The 17533-nt window shown below is 64.5% G+C and carries 11 protein-coding genes and 1 pseudogene; 5 read left to right on the top strand and 7 right to left on the bottom strand.

All coding sequences use genetic code 11. The features are described from left to right. From VMR39_RS15935 to VMR39_RS15920, 4 genes and pseudogenes are all read left to right on the top strand, one after another. A pseudogene (locus VMR39_RS15935) lies at window positions 1-124 on the top strand (ectoine hydroxylase); the annotation flags it as partial. Next, on the top strand, window positions 121-1563 hold the full coding sequence (locus tag VMR39_RS15930) for an aspartate kinase (RefSeq protein WP_325416916.1): 1443 nt from the start codon (window positions 121-123) through the stop codon (window positions 1561-1563). The pseudogene VMR39_RS15935 and the gene VMR39_RS15930, both read left to right, overlap by 4 nt. Window positions 1564-1581: 18 nt before the next feature. Then, window positions 1582-2817: an MFS transporter gene (locus VMR39_RS15925; RefSeq protein WP_325416915.1), complete on the top strand. Its 1236-nt coding sequence runs from the start codon at window positions 1582-1584 to the stop codon at window positions 2815-2817. Continuing rightward, window positions 2814-4163, top strand: a complete 1350-nt coding sequence (locus VMR39_RS15920; protein WP_325416914.1) for an MFS transporter — start codon at window positions 2814-2816, stop codon at window positions 4161-4163. The genes VMR39_RS15925 and VMR39_RS15920 overlap by 4 nt, the downstream gene beginning before the upstream one ends. 82 nt (window positions 4164-4245) lie before the next feature. Here the strand turns inward: VMR39_RS15920 and VMR39_RS15915 are convergent, their stop codons facing one another. The 3 genes from VMR39_RS15915 to VMR39_RS15905 are packed head-to-tail and all read right to left on the bottom strand — an operon-like array spanning window position 4246 to window position 10028. Next, window positions 4246-5649: an efflux transporter outer membrane subunit gene (locus tag VMR39_RS15915; RefSeq protein ID WP_325416913.1), complete on the bottom strand. Its 1404-nt coding sequence runs from the start codon at window positions 5647-5649 to the stop codon at window positions 4246-4248. Then, window positions 5639-6844 (bottom strand): efflux RND transporter periplasmic adaptor subunit, encoded by a 1206-nt coding sequence (locus VMR39_RS15910; RefSeq protein ID WP_325416912.1) that lies wholly within the window; start codon window positions 6842-6844, stop codon window positions 5639-5641. The genes VMR39_RS15915 and VMR39_RS15910 overlap by 11 nt, the downstream gene beginning before the upstream one ends. Then, a complete protein-coding gene (locus tag VMR39_RS15905) occupies window positions 6837-10028 on the bottom strand; it encodes an efflux RND transporter permease subunit (RefSeq protein WP_325416911.1) in 3192 nt (1063 codons plus the stop codon). Before VMR39_RS15905 ends, VMR39_RS15910 begins: the two co-directional genes overlap by 8 nt. 308 nt (window positions 10029-10336) lie before the next feature. Between VMR39_RS15905 and VMR39_RS15900 the strand changes: the two genes are divergently transcribed. Continuing rightward, window positions 10337-11260 carry a LysR substrate-binding domain-containing protein gene (locus VMR39_RS15900; RefSeq protein WP_325416910.1) on the top strand — a complete coding sequence of 308 codons (924 nt, stop codon included), beginning with the start codon at window positions 10337-10339 and terminating at the stop codon, window positions 11258-11260. A 7-nt stretch (window positions 11261-11267) separates the two neighbouring features. Here the strand turns inward: VMR39_RS15900 and VMR39_RS15895 are convergent, their stop codons facing one another. The 4 genes from VMR39_RS15895 to VMR39_RS15880 are packed head-to-tail and all read right to left on the bottom strand — an operon-like array spanning window position 11268 to window position 17528. Beyond that, entirely contained in the window at window positions 11268-12728 is a 1461-nt protein-coding gene (locus VMR39_RS15895; RefSeq protein ID WP_325416909.1) for a GH1 family beta-glucosidase, read from the bottom strand. Window positions 12729-12741: 13 nt separating this feature from the next. Further along, window positions 12742-15078, bottom strand: a complete 2337-nt coding sequence (locus VMR39_RS15890) for a glycoside hydrolase family 31 protein (protein ID WP_325416908.1) — start codon at window positions 15076-15078, stop codon at window positions 12742-12744. Between the two features lie 24 nt (window positions 15079-15102). Beyond that, window positions 15103-16728: an alpha-L-fucosidase gene (locus VMR39_RS15885; RefSeq protein WP_325416907.1), complete on the bottom strand. Its 1626-nt coding sequence runs from the start codon at window positions 16726-16728 to the stop codon at window positions 15103-15105. Further along, window positions 16725-17528 carry an SGNH/GDSL hydrolase family protein gene (locus VMR39_RS15880; RefSeq protein ID WP_325416906.1) on the bottom strand — a complete coding sequence of 268 codons (804 nt, stop codon included), beginning with the start codon at window positions 17526-17528 and terminating at the stop codon, window positions 16725-16727. Before VMR39_RS15880 ends, VMR39_RS15885 begins: the two co-directional genes overlap by 4 nt. Between the last annotated feature and the right edge of the window lie 5 nt (window positions 17529-17533).

Raw genomic sequence — 17533 nt, 5'->3', positions numbered from 1 at the left:
GTCGAACCGGCTGGCCGCGCCCTTTGGCGTAGACAAGCCGCGTCCTGCCTTCATCGCCGCACGCGGCGAGCCTCAGGCGATCGCGCCCGTCACCGGGTCGCTGATGGAGGAGGCGCTGGCATGAGCAACCCCCATAGTGTCGAGAAGATCGGCGGCACCTCCATGGCTGCGACCGCGACATTGTTCGACAATGTGCTGATAGCGGGCCGCAAGGGCGCGGACCTCTACAATCGCATATTCGTCGTGTCGGCCTATGCCGGCATGACCGACCTGCTGCTTGAGCACAAGAAAAGCGGCGAGCCGGGCGTCTATGCCCGTTTCGTCGCCGACGATGATGTCGACGGCTGGCGTCAGGCGATGGAGGTGGTGCGCCGCACGATGCAGGAACGCAATGCCGCGATGTTTGTCCGCGCCGACCGGTTGGCCGAAGCCAATGCCTTTGTCGACATGCGGCTCGACGCGGTTGCTGCCTGTCTGGACGATCTGGCGCGGCTGCGTAGCCATGGCCGCTTCTGCCTCAAGGAGCAACTGGTGACGGTGCGTGAACTGCTTGCCGGATTGGGCGAGGCGCATAGCGCTCATTCGACAGCGCTGTTGCTGCGCGACCGGGGCGTCAACGCGCAGTTCGTCGATCTCACCCTGTGGGACCAGCAGGATATGCGCGAGCTGGACGAACGGATCATGGAAGCGTTCGCGCCGATCGACCTTGCCACCACCCTGCCGGTCGTCACCGGCTATGCGGGGTGCAGCGAGGGCATGGTGCGCCTTTATGCGCGCGGCTATTCGGAAATGACCTTCTCGCGCATCGCAGTGCTGACCCAAGCGCGCGAAGCGATCATTCACAAGGAATTTCACCTGTCTAGCGCCGACCCGCGCCTGGTCGGCACGGACAAGGCATGCAAGATCGGCCGCACCAACTATGATGTGGCGGACCAGTTGGCCAATCTCGGCATGGAGGCGATCCATCCCGGCGCGGGTCGGGGGCTGCGTCAGACCGATATTCCGCTGCGGGTGCGCAACACCTTCGACCGCGAGGATGGCGGGACGCTGATCTGCGGTACGTATGTCTCCGACACGCCGCGCGTCGAGATCGTGACCGGCGTGCGTCATGCGCAGGCGCTCCAGTTTTTCGAACAGGATATGGTGGGCGTGAAAGGTTATGACGCGGCCATATTGGAAGCGCTGACCCGCCATGGCGCCTGGATCGTCAGCAAGGCGTCCAACGCCAACACCATCACCCATTATCTGTCCGCCGATGCGGCGACGGTGAAGCGGGTGATCGCGGAACTTCAGGCGCGCTATCCCGACGCTGCCATCTCGGCGCAGCCGATCGCGATCGTATCGGTCATCGGCAGTGACATATCGCGGCCGGGGCTGGTACCCGATGCCCTGCAAGCACTGGCGGCTGCGCATGTGCCGATCATCGCGATGCAGCACCAGATCCGTAACGTCGACGTGCAGTTCATCGTCGATGTCGATCAATATGACCGCGCCGTCGTCGCTCTCCACCATGCTCTGGTGGAGGATGACGCGGATGCGACGGAGGGCCGGCGCGCGGCCTGATCCGCGCGCTCGTCACCTATGCTGACCGCCATCCAGCCCGTCCGAAGCTTGCTGCTCGCCATCTTCATGCTGATGGCGGGCAGCGGCTTCCTGTCCACGCTGATCGGCCTGCGTCTGGAGCGGGCAGGGGCGGGGACGATGGCGATCGGTGCGGTCGCTACCGCCTATTTCGGCGGATTGGTGGTTGGTGCATTGCGGGCCGGCGGCATCGTGCGGCAGGTCGGGCATATCCGCGCCTTCGCCGCCTTTGTTTCCCTGTTGTCGGCAAGCACGCTCGCCTATGCGTTGCTGCAATATCCGCTCTTCTGGGCCTGCCTCCGCCTGATCGACGGCATCTGTGTCGCTGGCGTGTTCATCTGCCTCGAAAGCTGGCTCAACGACAGGTCCGAGGCGCAAACGCGCGGCAGCGTGCTGGCCGCCTATATGGTCGCTCTCTATTCGGGACAGGCGGTCGGGCAATTGTTGCTTGGCGCGAGCGGCGCGCTGCCGGCGGTGCCGTTCCAGATCGCCTCCATCCTCATTTCCCTCGCCATCATCCCTCTCTGCCTGACCCGCAGCAGTGCGCCTGCTCCGGTCGAGGCGCAGGCCTTCACCATCCGCGCCCTTTATGCCGCGTCGCCGCTGGGCACGGTCGGATCGGTCGCGACGGGACTGATGCTGGGCGCCTTCTATGGGATGGCGGCGGTGCATGTGCGGCGGCTGGGGCTGGATCTGGGTGCGACCGCCAGCTTCATGATGATCGTCATTCTGGGCGGCGTCGCGCTGCAATGGCCGCTGGGCCGCCTGTCCGACCGGCTTGACCGGCGGCGGGTGGTCGTCGGCTGCTTTGCCGCAACGCTGGCAGTTTGCGTGCTTCTGGCGATGCTCGCATCGGACGGACCGTTGCTGTTGGCGCTGGGTGCGCTGTTCGGCGGCCTCAGCTTCGCTCTCTATCCGCTTTGCGTCGCACACTGCAACGACCGGCTGCTCGCGACCGAGAGGGTTGCGGCAAGCGGGCGGTTGGTGCTGCTTTATTCGGTGGGTGCGGCAATTGGCCCGCTGGGTGCGGCCATGCTGATGAGCCTTGCCCCGGCAAGCGGCCTTTTCCTCTTCATCGCGCTGTGTGCGGGTGCGACACTGGCCTTCGGTCTCTGGCGGCAGACAGCGACCCCGCCCGTTCCCGTACCTGACCAACAGGATTTCCAGATCGTGCCGCGCACCACACCGGTTGCCTCGCTGCTCGATCCCAATACCGTAGACGGACAGACAATATGACCGCTTCCGCCATCCGCGCACCGGCTCGCTCAGCCGATGCCGACGACGCCACCTTGCGTCGTGCCATTGCCGCGTCGGCGCTGGGCAATGCCACCGAATGGTTCGACTATGGCATCTATGCCTATGGCGTGACTTATATCTCTGCCGCGCTCTTTCCGGGCGAGGTGGATGACGCCGTGCTGTTCGCGCTGGCGACCTTTGCCATTTCCTTCCTAGTCCGGCCTTTGGGCGGCCTGTTCTGGGGACCGCTCGGCGACCGGCTGGGGCGCAAGTCGGTGTTGGCGCTCACCATATTGCTGATGTCCGGCGCGACGCTCGCCGTGGGCCTGATTCCCTCTTATGCGCAGATCGGCTGGGCCGCGCCGGCGCTTCTGATCCTGTTGCGCATGGTGCAGGGTTTTTCCACCGGCGGCGAATATGGCGGGGCGGCGACCTTCATGGCTGAATATGCGCCGGACGACCGGCGCGGTTTCTATGGCAGCTTTCTGGAGTTCGGGACGCTTGCCGGCTTTTCCTTCGGCGCAGCGTTGATGCTCGGCTTTTCGCTGCTGCTGGGCGACGCGGTGATGCACGACTGGGGATGGCGCATTCCGTTCCTGGTGGCCGCGCCCATGGGGCTGATCGGCATGTATCTGCGATCGAAGATGGAGGATACGCCGGTTTTCCGCGAACAGGTCGCCGAAGGCAGCGGGGCGCTGCCACTCGCGCGGCTGCTGCGCGACCATAAAAGGCCGATGCTGGTCGTGGCCGGGCTGGTCGTGGCACTCAACGTCGTCAACTATACGCTGCTCAGCTACATGCCGACCTATCTGCATCGGCGTATCGGCCTGTCCCCGGACGAGGCGCTGCTGGTGCCGATCATCGGCATGGTCTTCATGATGATCTTCCTGCCAGTCGCGGGGCATATGTCGGACCGGATCGGGCGCCGGCCGATGTGGCGCCTGTCGCTGATCGGCCTATTTGTGGGGGTGGTGCCGCTCTACATGCTGATGGCGACGGGGCTGGCCGGTGCGATCATCGCATTCGTGCTGCTGGGCCTGCTCTATGTGCCGCAACTCGCGACCATTTCCGCGACCTTCCCGGCGCTGTTCCCGACCGCTGCGCGCTTCGCGGGCTTTGCCATCGCCTATAACATGTCGACGTCGCTGTTCGGCGGGACCGCGCCGGCGATCGGCAGCGCGCTGATCGGCTGGACCGGCAACGACCTGATGCCCGCCTTCTACATGATGCTGGCATGTATCGTCGGACTGGTGGCGCTCCGCTTCATGCCGGAGACGGCGGGCCGGTCGTTGCATGGAGATCCGTTTGCGCGTGACGAAAGGTCCGGCGCGCGCAACAGCTTCTGACCCCTCCCTTCCCGCAGCCGCGTTTCAAAGGCCAGTTGTTCCTTGCGGACAACTGGCCTTTTCTCTGGGAGAATGGCGGAAATCAGGCGCCGCTGGTCGTGCCGCCCATGGCCTTTACCAGCGCGATGCTGGCGCGCATCCGATCGGTTTCGACCGCCAGGAAGGCGCGCTGTGCTTCCAGCGCGTCGGTCTGGGCGGTAACGACTTCCAGATAGTCGGAAGCGCCGTCGCGATAGCGGCTATAGGCGATCTTGCTGGTCCGCTCGGCCGCCTGCGCGGCGTCGCGCTGGTCGACCGATTGGGTGGCGAGATGGCGATTGGCCGCGATCGCATCCTCCGCCTGCCGGAAGGCGCCCAGCACCGTCTCCCGATAGGCGGCGGCGAGTTCGTCATATTCCGCGCGCGACATCTTTACCTGCGCGTTGCGCCGCCCGCCGTCGAACAATGTGACGAGCGCCGACAATGGGCCCAGTCCCCAGAAGCTGTTGGGGCTGCTGATCAGGTCGCCGCGCGTCGTTTCCCATCCGCCGGTCAGGCCCAGCGTAAGTGAAGGAAAATAGGCCGCCTTGGCGACGCCGATCCGCGCATTGGCGGCATAGATGCGCCGTTCCGCCGCTGCGATGTCGGGCCTGCGCTGGAGCAGTTCCGACGGCGTGCCGGCCGGGATCGTCGGCATCTGCGGCAAGCTGTCTTGCGGCGCGATCGAGAAGTCGGATGCCATCGCACCGATCAGTGCCGCAATCTCATGCTCGGTCGCGGCGCGTTCATTCGCGACGGCGGAAATCTGCGCGCGGGCATTGCTGAGCGTGGTTCTGGCCCGGTTGACGTCCATGCCGGACGCGATGCCGCCTTTCCGCCGTGTGGCGGTCAGACTATAGGCGCGGTCGAACGCCTCGACCGACTGGCGCAGCAGGGCTGCCTGAGCGTCCAGCCCCCGCAGCCGGGCATAGGCGTCGGCGACCAGCGCCTGAAGGCTGAGGCGCGCGGATGCCAGATCGGCCTCGCTCGCCTGCGCGTCGGCGCGGGCGGCGGTCACGCTGTTGCGGATGCGGCCCCACAGGTCGAGTTCATAGTCGAGCGAGCCGCCAACCACATAGTCATTATAGGTGACGGCATTGCCATTGCCCTGGAAGCGGTTGCCCGACACCCGACGGCGGCTGGCATCGGCGCCGGCGCTGATCGTCGGAATCAGGTCCGATGCTTCCACCCGTGCGGCGGCGCTCGCCTGATCGTAGCGGGCGAGTGCGGCGGCCAGCGTCGGGCTGGCCTTCTCGGCGCGCGCTTCCAGATCGTCCAGCACCGGATCGCCGAACGCTTCCCACCAAGCGCCGCGCGGTGCGGCGTCCATCGGCTGGGCCGCAGTCCAGCCCGCCACTTCCTTGAAGGTGGCAGGCGCTGTGGTTTCGGGCGGATGATAGTCCGGGGCCATGGAGCAGGCCGCCAGAATCATGGGGAGCAGCGCCGTTATCCGGCGATCAACGCCCATTCGCAGCGCCCTTTCCGCCGGCCGCGGCCTTCTGCACCTGCACCCGGTCGCCGGTGCGGATCGCGTCAGGCGGGGTGTCGACAACCTGGTCCTGCGGAGTGATGCCGCCGGCGAGCTGGACGGTCGATCCCTCGTCACGCGCGATCGTAACCGGCTTCACCGTGACACGGCCGTCATTGCCGACGACAGCGACGGTCGGGCCGTCATTGCCATAGAGGATGGCGCTGCCCGGCAGGCTCAGCGCATTGCCCTGACCGGCGGCAACCTGGAAACGCACCTGCGCGAAAGCGCCGGGTTTCAGCGCCGCATCGGGGTTGGGCGCCTGCAACTGCACCAGCACTGCGCCCGATTGCGGATCTACCGCGCCGGCACTGCTGGTCATCGTCGCGGTGAAGCTGCGGCCCGGATATTCGGGCAACGACAGGGTCGCCGTGGTGCCCGGCTTCACCGCCGCCGAATAGCCTTGCGGCACGCGGACATAGATGCGCACGCGATGAATATCGGACACAGTGAAGAGCGGCTGGGCCGACGCGTTGCCTGCGACCACCAGCGCACCAATCTGGGCCGATCGGCTGGTTACGACGCCGTCGAACGGCGCGGACAGCCGGGTGAAGCCTTGCAACGCCTTAAGCCGTTTCACATTGGCGAGCGCGGCGTTCGACACGGCGATGCGCGCGGCGAGGTCGCCCGCCTTCTCGTCGGTCTCCTGCTGCGAGACGGCATCTTCCTTCAGCATCGAGGCCCAGCGCTTCGATGTGGTTTCGGCGAGCCGCTGGTTGGCGAGCGCGGTCTGATAGTCGGCCTGCGCGGCGGCGAGTTGCTGATCGACGTCGGGCGCATCAAGGATTGCCAGCGGCTGACCCGCGCGCACCTGATCGCCGATATCGGCCAGCCAACGCCGTACATAGCCGTTTGTCCGCGCGTTGATGGCTGCACTGTTATAGGCCTGGACATTGCCCGGCAGGACCAGCGCATTGCCCTCCGCATCGGCCTTGGGCGTTACGACCGCGACGGTAGGCAGCGCCGCGTCGACGGCGGTCTGGCGCAGTTCCTCGGTCGCATTGATGCGCGAAACGACACCGACGCCCACGACCGCGATCGCGATCACGGCCGCGCCGATGCCGACGCGCTTCAGGGTGCGGCTGTCCGGTCCTGCGTCGGCCGGGTTATCGATGGGGGCTTCATGCTCAGACATGGCTTGGCTGCATTTCCGTGGTGGAGGGCTTTTGCCCGTGCTTGCGATGGACGAGGGCGAAGACGGTGGGAACGAAGAAGAGGGTGGCGATGGTGGCGCAGATCAGGCCGCCGACGACCGCGCGGCCGAGCGGGGCGTTCTGTTCCCCGCCTTCGCCCATGCCGAAGGCCATCGGACCCATGCCGATGATCATTGCGAGTGCGGTCATCAGCACCGGGCGGAAGCGGACCATGCCCGCTTCCAGCGCGGCCTTGGTCGCGTCGCCCAGTTCGGCGAGCCGTTCGCGAGCGAAGCTGACCACTAGAATAGAGTTGGCCGTCGCAACGCCCATGCACATGATCGCGCCGGTAAGGGCAGGCACCGACAGCGTCGTGCCTGTCATGAACAATATCCAGATGATGCCGGCCAGCGCGGCGGGCAGGGCGGTGATGATGACGAACGGGTCGATCCAGCTCTGGAAATTGACGACGATCAGCAGGTAGATCAGGACGATCGCCCCGGCGAGGCCGAAGCCCAAGCCGGAAAATGCGGTGTTCATCGTCGCATATTGGCCGCGGATGGTGACTGTTGCGCCCTTGGGCTGCTCCTTCTCCATCGACTTGATGATGTCCTCGATATCGCCCGCCACTGCGCCGAGATCGCGGCCCTGCGTTGTAGCGAAGATGTCGAGCACCGGCGCGATATTGTAGTGGGAGACGACCGGCACGGTGTTCGACCGGACGATGGTGGCCAGCCCGCCCAGCGGCTGGACCGTGGTCGCATTGACGCCGGAGACGGGGACGTTGGACAGGTCGCTCAGCGACCCGACCAGATATTCGGGCGCCTGCGCGACGACCGGATATTGTACGCCATTCTCCGGATTCACGAAGAAGACGGGCGCGGTCTGCGATGTGCCGGCAAGCTGGCTGGCAAGGCTGGTGGTGACGTCGCGTTCGGTCAGGCCGAACTGGCCGACGCGGGACCGGTCGACTTCGACGTCCAGCTGCGGTGATCGGCCCGGCTGCTGGATGCGCGGGTCGGCAAGACCGGGAATGGTCGCGATCCGCGCCAGCAGCTTTTGCGCATAGGCGCGGTTGGCTTCGGCATTCTTGCCCGCAATCTGGATGTCGATCGGGGCGGGGGCGCCGAAGTTCAGGATCTGGCTGGTGATGTCCGCCGGCAGGAAGGCGAAGGTCGTGCCGGGAAAGCGGCGCGGCATTTCGCGGCGCAGTGCCGCCACCAGTTCATCCGTCGGCCGATGACCGTGGTTCAGCGCGATCAGCATGTCGCCGTCCTGCGGACCGATGGTGCCGCTATTATTGTAGACGGTGTTGATGGAACTGACCGGCAGGCCGATATTATCGGTGATCGATGCCAGTTCGGCGGCCGGAATGATCTTGCGCACTTCGCGGCTGATGCGATCGAAGCGGGCGGCGGTATCCTCGATACGCGAACCGACCGGCACGCGGATATGCATCGCGATCTGGCCGGAATCGACCGACGGGAAGAAGTTGCTGCCCAACATCGGCAACAGGCCGAAGGACAGGATCACGATCCCCATGAAGCCGATCAGGAACGGCTTGCGTGCATTGAGCGCCCGGTGAAGCAGGCCGACATAACCGGTGCGGATCTTCTCGAACCGCGCTTCGAACCCGCGCTGGAACCGGACCAGCGGATTCTTCGAAGTGGCGTTGCCCGCGAGATGCCCGTCGCCATGTTCGACATGGGGTTTCAGCAGATACATCGCCATCGTCGGCACCAGAGTGCGCGATAGAACGAAAGAGGCGATCATCGCGAACACCACCGACAGCGCCATCGGCACGAACAGGAAGCCAGCAACGCCCGGCAGGAAGAACATCGGCACGAACACGATGCAGATGCAGAGCAGCGCGACAAAGGCCGGGGTCACGATCTGCGCCGCGCCGTCCAGGATCGCCTCGGTCACGCCCTTGCCCTGCTCCAGATGCCAGTTGATATTCTCGATCGTCACAGTGGCGTCATCGACGAGGATGCCGACAGCGAGGGCAAGGCCGCCCAGCGTCATGACGTTCAGCGTCTGGCCGAAAGCGGACAGTGCCGCGATGGCCGCGAGGATCGCCAGCGGGATCGACAGGGCGATGATGACGGTCGAGCGCCAGCTGCCAAGGAACAGCAGGATCATCAGCGACGTCAGCGCCGCTGCGATCGCGCCTTCATGGACGACGCCCTCGACCGCCGCTTTCACGAACAGCGACTGGTCGCCGACCGGCAGGATCTTCAGGCTGTCGGGCAGGGTGGCGGCGATGCGGGGCAATGCCTGCTTCACGCCGTCGACGATCGCCAGCGTGGAGGTCGAGCCATTTTTGAGTACGGTCAGCAGGGCCGAGCGCCCGCCTTCGACATGGACGATATTCTGCTGCGGTCCATTGCCGTCGCGCACATAGGCCACGTCGCGCATGTAGATGGTCGCACCGTTCACCACCTTCACCGGCAGGTCGTTGAGCGCTTCGATCGAGGTCGGGGCATTGTTCAGGCGCACGCTATATTGGGTGGCGCCGACCTTGACGAAGCCGGCCGGGTTGATCTGGTTCTGCGCGGCGATGGCGTTGCCGACATCCTGGGCCGACAGTCCCTTGGACTGGAGCGCCAGCGGGTTGAGGTCGATCTGCACCTGACGCTGCTTGCCGCCCGAAGGGAAGGGCATGGCGAGGCCGGGAATGGTGACGAGCTGCGGGCGGATCTGGTTCTGGCCAAGGTCGAACAATTGCTGTTCCGACAGCCCCTTGCCCGACAAGGCGAGCTGAAGGATCGGCACGGTCGACGCGCTATAGTTCAGGATCAGCGGCGGGGTGATGCCGGGCGGCATCTGGCGCAGCACGGTCTGCGAGATCGACGTCACCTGCGCGGTCGCTGTGCGGATGTCGGCGCCGGGCTGGAAATAGATTTTGATGATGCCGACGCCCTGAAGCGACTGGCTTTCGATATGCTCGATATCGTTGACCGTGGTGGTCAACACGCGCTCATAGGGGCCGACGATCCGGTTGGACATGTCCTCGGGCGACAGGCCGGCATATTGCCAGGCGACCGCGACCACCGGGATGCGGATGTTGGGGAACATGTCGACAGGCGTGCGAACGGCGGCGAGCACGCCGACGATCGCGATCAGGATCGCCATCACAATGAAGGTCAAAGGACGGTTGAGGGCAACCTTGACGATACCGATCATCCACGACTCCGGGACGCGCCGGCGGGACCGCCGGGTTGAAAACAGTGATGCCTCTCCTGATGGGATGCCTATCGTTACCGCAACCATCCCGGCGGATAAAGCCGCTTGTCACGGCATGATCTGATGAACGTCATTCATGAATGTGACGATGGTCCGGGTCCGGAGGGCTGCGGCATCAGGGGGGCGAATCACACGCGGCTTTCGGAACGACAGCGAACCACCGCCACATCCGGTTTCGCCATGCAACCTAGAATATTCCGCGTCTAATATATAATACAGCAACATTGATAGCTTGGGCGACTTGATTCATGGACCTCCGACATCTCCGCTATTTCCTGTGCGTGGCCGAGGAAATGCATTTCGGACGAGCCGCACTTCGGCTGGGCATTTCGCAGCCGCCACTCAGCCAGCAGATACGGGCGCTGGAAGAAGAACTGGGCGTGACCTTGTTCGAGCGGACCAGCCGCCGTGTGGCCTTGACCGAGGTCGGGCGGCTGTTCGTGCCGGAAGCGCGGGCGACCCTCGTGCAGGCCGAACGGGCGGCGCAGACGGCGCGACTGGCGCAGATGGGGCAGATCGGCCATCTTTCGCTGGGATTTACGGCGTCTGGCCCGTTCGTTCCACGGGTCGCGAGCGCTCTCTACAAATTCCGTCAATCTTTTCCTCATGTTGAACTGGCTCTGTTGGAACTGGGCCGCGATGAGCAGATCGGCGCAGTCGAGCGGCGGCAACTCGACGTGGCGATAGTCCGCTGTTTCGCGCCGCCTTTCCTGCCCGAAGGCCTGGTATCCTTGCCGCTGATCGAGGAGGAGATGTGCCTCGCGATCCGGCAGGATCATTACCTTGCGCAGCAGGATGGCAATCCGACTATCGAGGATTTGAAGGATGAACCGCTGGTCCTGTACGGGTCCGTCATCGGCGCGGGCTTCAACGAGCATTTCTTCGCATTGTGCGAACAGGCCGGGTTCCGGCCGACTATCGCGCAGGAGGCGGGCAGTCTGGCGACACTGTTAGGGCTGGTGGCCGCCGGTTTCGGCGCGACGATCCTGGCGCAGTCGCTGACCCGGCTGCATGTCGACAATCTGGCCTATCGGCCATTTGCGACGCCCGTCAGCAGCAGCCTGTGGCTGATCCACCGCGAAGATCTGTCGCCGACTTCACAGTCATTCAAGGAAACGATATTGGCTGCCGGCGACGATGAACCATCGCCGCCGGCAGAAGTACCAGATTGAACGGGCGTCAGACCAGCCTGTTTGTGCGCACCAGTTCGCGGTACCAGTCGGCGCTGAGCTTGGGCGTGCGCTTCTGCGTCTTGAAGTCGACATGGTGGATGCCGAACAGCTTGGTATAGCCATCCTCCCACTCGAAATTGTCCATCAGGCTCCAGACGAAATAGCCCTTCACCGGCAGGCCTTCGCGCGTGGCGCGCTGGAGGTGGGTCATATAGTTGCGCAGATACATGACGCGGTCGGTGTCATAGACCTTGCCGTCTTCCGACACCTTGTCGTCGGCCGAACAGCCATTTTCGGAGATATAGAGGCCTTTGGGCTTCCAGTTCTCTGTGATCGCACGCATGCCCCAGTAGATGACTTCGGGTGTGACATAGAGCCAGGGGGAGGGCATCCGCGGCGCCTGGCCCGGATGCGGCAGGATCTTGTAGCCCGAAGGCGCCGAAGCATCCGCGCGCACGGTGGTGCCGGTATAGACGTTGACCGACAGGAAATCGAGCGGCGCGCCGATCAGCTTCATGTCGCCTTCCTTGACCTTGGGCGCGTCCTTGCCCTGCGCGGTCAGGTAGGTGTCGAGATATTTCCCTTCCATGATGGCGGTAAGGAACATGGCGTTTTCTTCGCGCACCGCTTTCTTGACGGCCTCGATATGCTCGGGCGTCTCGATCGCGGGGACGTAGATGTTGGGATTGTCGGCGATGCCGACCTGCGTCCCGCTCTTCGTCGCGGCGCGCAGCGCCTGCACGCCAAGGCCATGGGCCAGCACGCCATGGTGGCGGATCTGGTTCACCTCGCCCATGGGCAGCTTCAGGCCCGGCGCCTTGCCGCCGGTCATGTAGCTGAGGTCGGTGAAGCAGCGCAGTTCGTTGACCGTCATGAAATGCTTCACGCGATCGTTCAGGCGGCGCGCCATGTAGGTCGCATAGTCGGCGAAGGCATAGGCCGTATCCCGGTTCTGCCAGCCGCCAGGCAGGGCGGCGGGCAGATCCCAGTGGAACAGGGTGACGTGCGGCGTAATGCCCGCCGCCAGCAGCCCATCGACCAGCCGGTTATAATAGTCCACGCCCTTCTGGTTCGGCTTGCCCTTGCCGTCAGGGAAGATGCGCGACCAGGCGATGGAGAAACGATAGGCCTTCACGCCCAAGGCCTTCAGCAGCGCGATATCGTCCTGATAGCGGTGATAGCTGTCGCAGGCGACATCGCCCGTGTCACCATTGGCGACCTTGCCCGGCGTGTGGGAAAAGACGTCCCAGTTGGTGGCGCCGCGGCCATCCTCCTTCGCCGCACCCTCGATCTGGTAGGCGGCGGTGGCGCAGCCCCAGAGGAAGTCGGGCGGGAAGGACAGCGCGCCCTGCGCGGCGGCGGCCGATCCGGCCTGTGCGGTTGCGGCGGTGGTGCCACCGACGAGGCTGGCGCCCAGCGCTGCCGCGCCGAGACCCATGCCCAATTCGCGACGATTGATACCCGTCATGTTCCAGAACTCCTTATTGACCGACGACCTGTACCAGGCCGGTAACGGCCTGGCCGGTGGGCAGCTTCGTCTTGCTCGTCAGCGATTTCGCGGCATCGTCCCACACCAGTTCGGCCTTGGCGCCGCCCTTGCGATAGGCGTTGGTGGTGCCGTCGTCATCATAAAGGGTGAAGCGGGCGTTGGCGCCGGGATAGACGCGAATGCTCTCGATCGCCTGCTTTTGCGCGGTGCTCTTCACCTGCACGCCCATCGGGACGATCGAACCGGCCTTCACGAACAGCGGCATACGGTTGATCGGCGCTTCGACCTCGATCGTCTGGCCGCCCTCGAACTTCTGGTTGGTCCAGTAGTCATACCATGCCGTGCCTGCGGGCAGATAGACCGGGCGCTTGGTCTGCCCCTGCTTTGTCACCGGGGCGACCAGGAAGGCGGGACCGAACATATATTGATCGCCGATGTCGGAGACTTTGGGATCGTTCGGGAAGTCCATGAACAGTGCGCGCATGAACGGCGCGCCGGTATCATAGGTGTTGCGTCCGAGCGAATAGATATAGGGCATCAGCGTGTAGCGCAGGCGCAGCCAGTCGGCCAGGATCGGCTCGGCCGCCTTGCCATATTCCCACAGCGCGCTGCCCGGCCGCTGGCCATGGATGCGCAGCGTCGGCGTGAAGACGCTATACTGGAACCAGCGCACGAACAGTTCGGGATAGTCGGGATAGTCCGCGCCCATCGCAGTCGCGCCCGCCGGATCGATCAGGATCGGGTTTTCCGCTTTCGGCCCCTTCGGCCATTGCCAGCCGCCAATGTCGCTGCCCCAATAGGCAAGTCCCGACGCGGTGAAGTTGAGGCCGGTCGGCACCTGCCGATGCAGCGCTTCCCAGGTTGACTTGATGTCGGACGACCAGAACAGGCCGCCATTGCGCTGCGACCCCAGATAGGCTGCACGGGCGAGGATCATGTTGCGGAAACCGGGACGGTCGCGCTCCGACCCCTCCGCCACGCCGGTAGTATGCACCAGCGGAAAGAGGTTGTGGTAGCGGTCGCCCGACCCCTTGGCATAGAAATAGCCGTCGGGGACCAGATCAGGCTCGGTCTCGTCCAGCCAGAACCAGTCGAAGCCCTGGCTCGCGATATTGTCGCGGATCTTGCCCCAGAACCACTCGCGCGCTTCCGGATTAGTGCTGTCGATCAGCGCCCCGGCGCGATCGGACCGGGAAGGCAGGCCGTCGACCGGATTGCCGTCCTTGTCCTTCAGGAACCAGCCCTTGGTCGCCAGCATGTCGAAATAGCGCGATTCCCGCTCGAAACGGGGCCACACGCTGATGATCGAGTGCATCCCCATCGACTTCAGTTGGTCGTTCATGCCCTTGGGATCGGGGAAATAGGTCCGGTCGATGTCGAGCTGCCCCATGCGGGTCCAGTAGAACCAGTCGAGCACCATCACGTCGAGCGGCAGGTCGCGCTGGCGATAGCCATTGGCGATGTCGAGCAGTTCCTGCTGGCTTTCATAGCGGGCCTTGCTCTGGATGAGGCCGAAACCGGCCTTGGGCGGCAGCGGCGTCTTGCCGGTCAGCTTCGCATAGCCGGCATAAAGTTCGTCCGTGGTCTTGCCGGTGATGACGAAGAAGGAGACGCGCTCGCCGACCTGGCTCTGCCAGTGGGTGCTGCTGTGCATCCCCGGCTGGATCAGCGTGCGGGCCGGATTGTCCCAGACGATACCATAGCCCTTGTTTGTGACCATGAAGGGTACGCAGACCGTCTCGCCGGCCGGCGCGTCGTAGAAATGCTGGCAATCGATCTGCTTGCCGCGCAGATCCATATAGCCTTCCTGGTTCTGGCCCAGGCCGTAATAATGTTCGTCGGCGGGAGAATCGAAGCTGGCGCCGACCTTGAAGGTCTGCTCGCCATTCACCGTTACAGGCGCCATTTCCCAGCCGGTCATCTTCGTCAGCAGCGTGCCGGACGCATCCTTGACCGACAGGCTGACCGGCGGCAGTGACGGCGCGAAATAGCGCTGCATCTGCGTCGGCGCGCCGGGCCATTCCTTGGCGTCGATCGTCAGGCTGATGGCCGAGGAGGAGAAGATGTCGCCGGTCGCGTCGGTGCGATGGGTCCAGCCCGTGGCATCCGCCTTGGCGTTCGGCCCTTCGCCCGGAGCGGCCGATGCCAGCGTGGGATCGAGCGCGATCGTCACCCGGACGATATTGGCTGCATAAGGCTCCACCGCAACGCGGCTACCATGGCGGTCCAGCAATGCCATCGGTTCGGCCAGCGCCGGTGCCGCCATCGCGAGGACGGATGCGCCGAGCGCGATTCCCGCCATCCTTGCCTTGAAGCCCTTTGCGATCATCCCTGTGTTTCCCTGTATTTGCATTTATACGAGGCCGTGACCGTCGATGCGGACGACCGGAACGAAATTGCTGCCATGCGGCATGTCGACATGGAGGCCCGCGCCATCCTGACGGAAAGGCAGCGGACCGCCGCCGAGCAGCGTCACTTGGCCGATCTTGCCGTCAACGCGCCCGCGCGCCAGTGAGCGGATAGTCGTAGACCCGTGCGCCCGGCCCAGGAACAGCGCGTAGAGCGCGCCCTTGTTGGTGGTGAAGCGGATGTCCTGCGCGGTGAAGGGCTTGGCCTTCTCCTCATTCTGCATCCCCGCGATCAGCTGCGTCGGCCCTTCGCCATAGATGCGCCAGGGCCGCGATCCGAAGATCGACTCGCCGCCATGGGTCATCCACGCCGCCATGCCGTCCAGAACCTTCTCCGTCTCGCTATCGATCGACCCGTCGCCGGGCTGCGGGATGGAGAGCATGAGGTTGCCGTTCTTCGATACGACATCGGCCAGCCGCTGGATGACCTCCTCGGCGCTCTTGTAGCTTTTGTCGTGCAGCCGGGCTTCATTGTAGAACCAGTCGCCGATGCAGGTGTCGGTCTGCCACGGCTCGTCCCACAGATGGTCGGTGAAGCCGCGCTCCACATCCTGCACGATGCCGAAGCGGGCATAGGGTTTCAATTGCTTGCCGGTCAGAACCACGTCGATCTTGCCGTGCCATTCGATCGAGCGGTTATAATAGTCCGCCGCCGCCTCCAGCCCGACCGGGCCGAAGGGCAGTTCATGATCGTCCATATAGACCATGTCGGGCTTGTATTTCGCGATCAGGTCGGTCTGGCGCAACAGCCATCGGGTGACATAGGCAGGATCGTCCTTCGGCCCCGTCTCGATCCACTGGCCGTTATTCGCGTCGTGCCACTTGTCCATCGCCTCGATCGTGTCGATGCCGTCGGGCAGTACGGCATGGCCCCCCGTATAGAGTTCCTGCGGATCGAGGCCGTCCCACCATTGGCCTTTGCCGTCTTCCTTGCGCAGGCGGAAGGCGTCGTATCGCTCGCCCTTGTGCGCGCCGACCGGGTCATAGCCATAAGCGGGCTGATACCAGTGCCAGGCATGGGCGGCATGGTTGGACACGCCGAACTTCATGCCGGCCTTGCGCGCCGCCTTTTCCCAGATGCCGACAATGTCCTTCTTCGGCCCGACGCGCAGGCTGTTCCAGGCATGATAGCGGCTGTCGTAGCAATCCAGATTGTCGTGATGGCAGGCCAGCGCCATGAAATATTTCGCGCCCGCCTTCTGGTAGCGGGCCATCAGCGCATCGGGTTCCCACTTGTCGGCGGTCCACAGATTCTGGATGTCCTTCATCCCCGCGACCGACGGATGGCCGTAGGTCTTCAGGTGATGTTCGTACATGGGGTGGCCCTGCATATACATGAAGCGGCCATACCAGTCGCCCTGCGCCGGCACCGACTGCGGCCCCCAGTGCGACCACATACCCAGCTTCGCGTCGCGGAACCAGTCGGGATAGCGGTAATTGCCGACGAGCGAGGGCCAACTGGCCTGTACCGGCCCCCGCATGGTGCCCATGGGGCTGGCGGCGCGGGCTGCGCGGGCGAGGCCCAGCGCGGCGGTGCCGGCGAGAAAGGAGCGGCGTCCCAGCAAAGTCATTGGATTTCCCTCAGCGCCTTGTCGATGGCCTGCCGCGCCAGCGGGCGCATGATCGCATAGCCTTCCTTCGTTGGATGCACGCCGTCGGTGGACAGGCCGGGCTTCATCGCCCCGTCGGGCTGCGCCATCGCGGCATGATAATCGACATAGGCGAAGCCCCGGCTGCGGGCATAGTCGGCCAGCCATGTGTTGATGGCCGCGATCTGCGGCGCGGGCTTCATCGCCGGACTCCAGGGGAAGGCGCCCGCGGGCAGCACCGAGGCGATGACGACCTTGATGCCATGCGCCTCGGCCAGTTCGGCCATGCTCTGGATATTGCCCAGCACCGTTTCCATCGTCGCCGCGCCGGTGTTGCCGGCGACGTCGTTGGTCATTGCCATGATGTGGACGACCTGCGGCTTCAGCGCGATCACGTCATTGCGGAAGCGCACCAGCATCTGTGCCGTGGTCTGGCCGCTGATGCCGCGATCCACCAGTCCGTCCGCGAACATCTCCGGGTCCAGATTGATCCAATTGTCGGTGATGGAATCGCCCATGAAAACCGCGCGAACCGGCCTTCCTTCCAGCGCCTTGTTGTCGGCGGCATAGCGGCACAGCTGCCCGAAATCGCGGGTCAGCATATGGAGGTTCCACATCTTCCATTCCGCTTCGCCTGCGGGCTTTGGGTGGACCGGGCAGGGATCGGCCACGATGCCCACCGGATCGTCGGCATGGGGATCGCCCGGCACTTTGGTTTCGGCATGGGCGCCGCCGGCAAGAGCCAGCGCACAAAGAGCAGCCGTCAGGCGAAACATCGTCATCTTCC

It is taken from the genome of Sphingobium sp., assembly GCF_035511395.1.
GTDB lineage: Bacteria > Pseudomonadota > Alphaproteobacteria > Sphingomonadales > Sphingomonadaceae > Sphingobium.
Note: the sequence above shows the minus strand (reverse complement) of the source record. Positions and strands in the feature narration are given on the sequence as shown.

Coding starts and splice junctions, on each gene's coding strand:
- VMR39_RS15930 (WP_325416916.1), top strand. CDS start 121: ATGAGCAACCCCCATAGTGTCGAGAAGATCGGCGGCACCTCCATGGCT.
- VMR39_RS15925 (WP_325416915.1), top strand. CDS start 1,582: ATGCTGACCGCCATCCAGCCCGTCCGAAGCTTGCTGCTCGCCATCTTC.
- VMR39_RS15920 (WP_325416914.1), top strand. CDS start 2,814: ATGACCGCTTCCGCCATCCGCGCACCGGCTCGCTCAGCCGATGCCGAC.
- VMR39_RS15915 (WP_325416913.1), bottom strand. CDS start 5,649: ATGGGCGTTGATCGCCGGATAACGGCGCTGCTCCCCATGATTCTGGCG.
- VMR39_RS15910 (WP_325416912.1), bottom strand. CDS start 6,844: ATGTCTGAGCATGAAGCCCCCATCGATAACCCGGCCGACGCAGGACCG.
- VMR39_RS15905 (WP_325416911.1), bottom strand. CDS start 10,028: ATGATCGGTATCGTCAAGGTTGCCCTCAACCGTCCTTTGACCTTCATT.
- VMR39_RS15900 (WP_325416910.1), top strand. CDS start 10,337: ATGGACCTCCGACATCTCCGCTATTTCCTGTGCGTGGCCGAGGAAATG.
- VMR39_RS15895 (WP_325416909.1), bottom strand. CDS start 12,728: ATGACGGGTATCAATCGTCGCGAATTGGGCATGGGTCTCGGCGCGGCA.
- VMR39_RS15890 (WP_325416908.1), bottom strand. CDS start 15,078: ATGATCGCAAAGGGCTTCAAGGCAAGGATGGCGGGAATCGCGCTCGGC.
- VMR39_RS15885 (WP_325416907.1), bottom strand. CDS start 16,728: ATGACTTTGCTGGGACGCCGCTCCTTTCTCGCCGGCACCGCCGCGCTG.
- VMR39_RS15880 (WP_325416906.1), bottom strand. CDS start 17,528: ATGACGATGTTTCGCCTGACGGCTGCTCTTTGTGCGCTGGCTCTTGCC.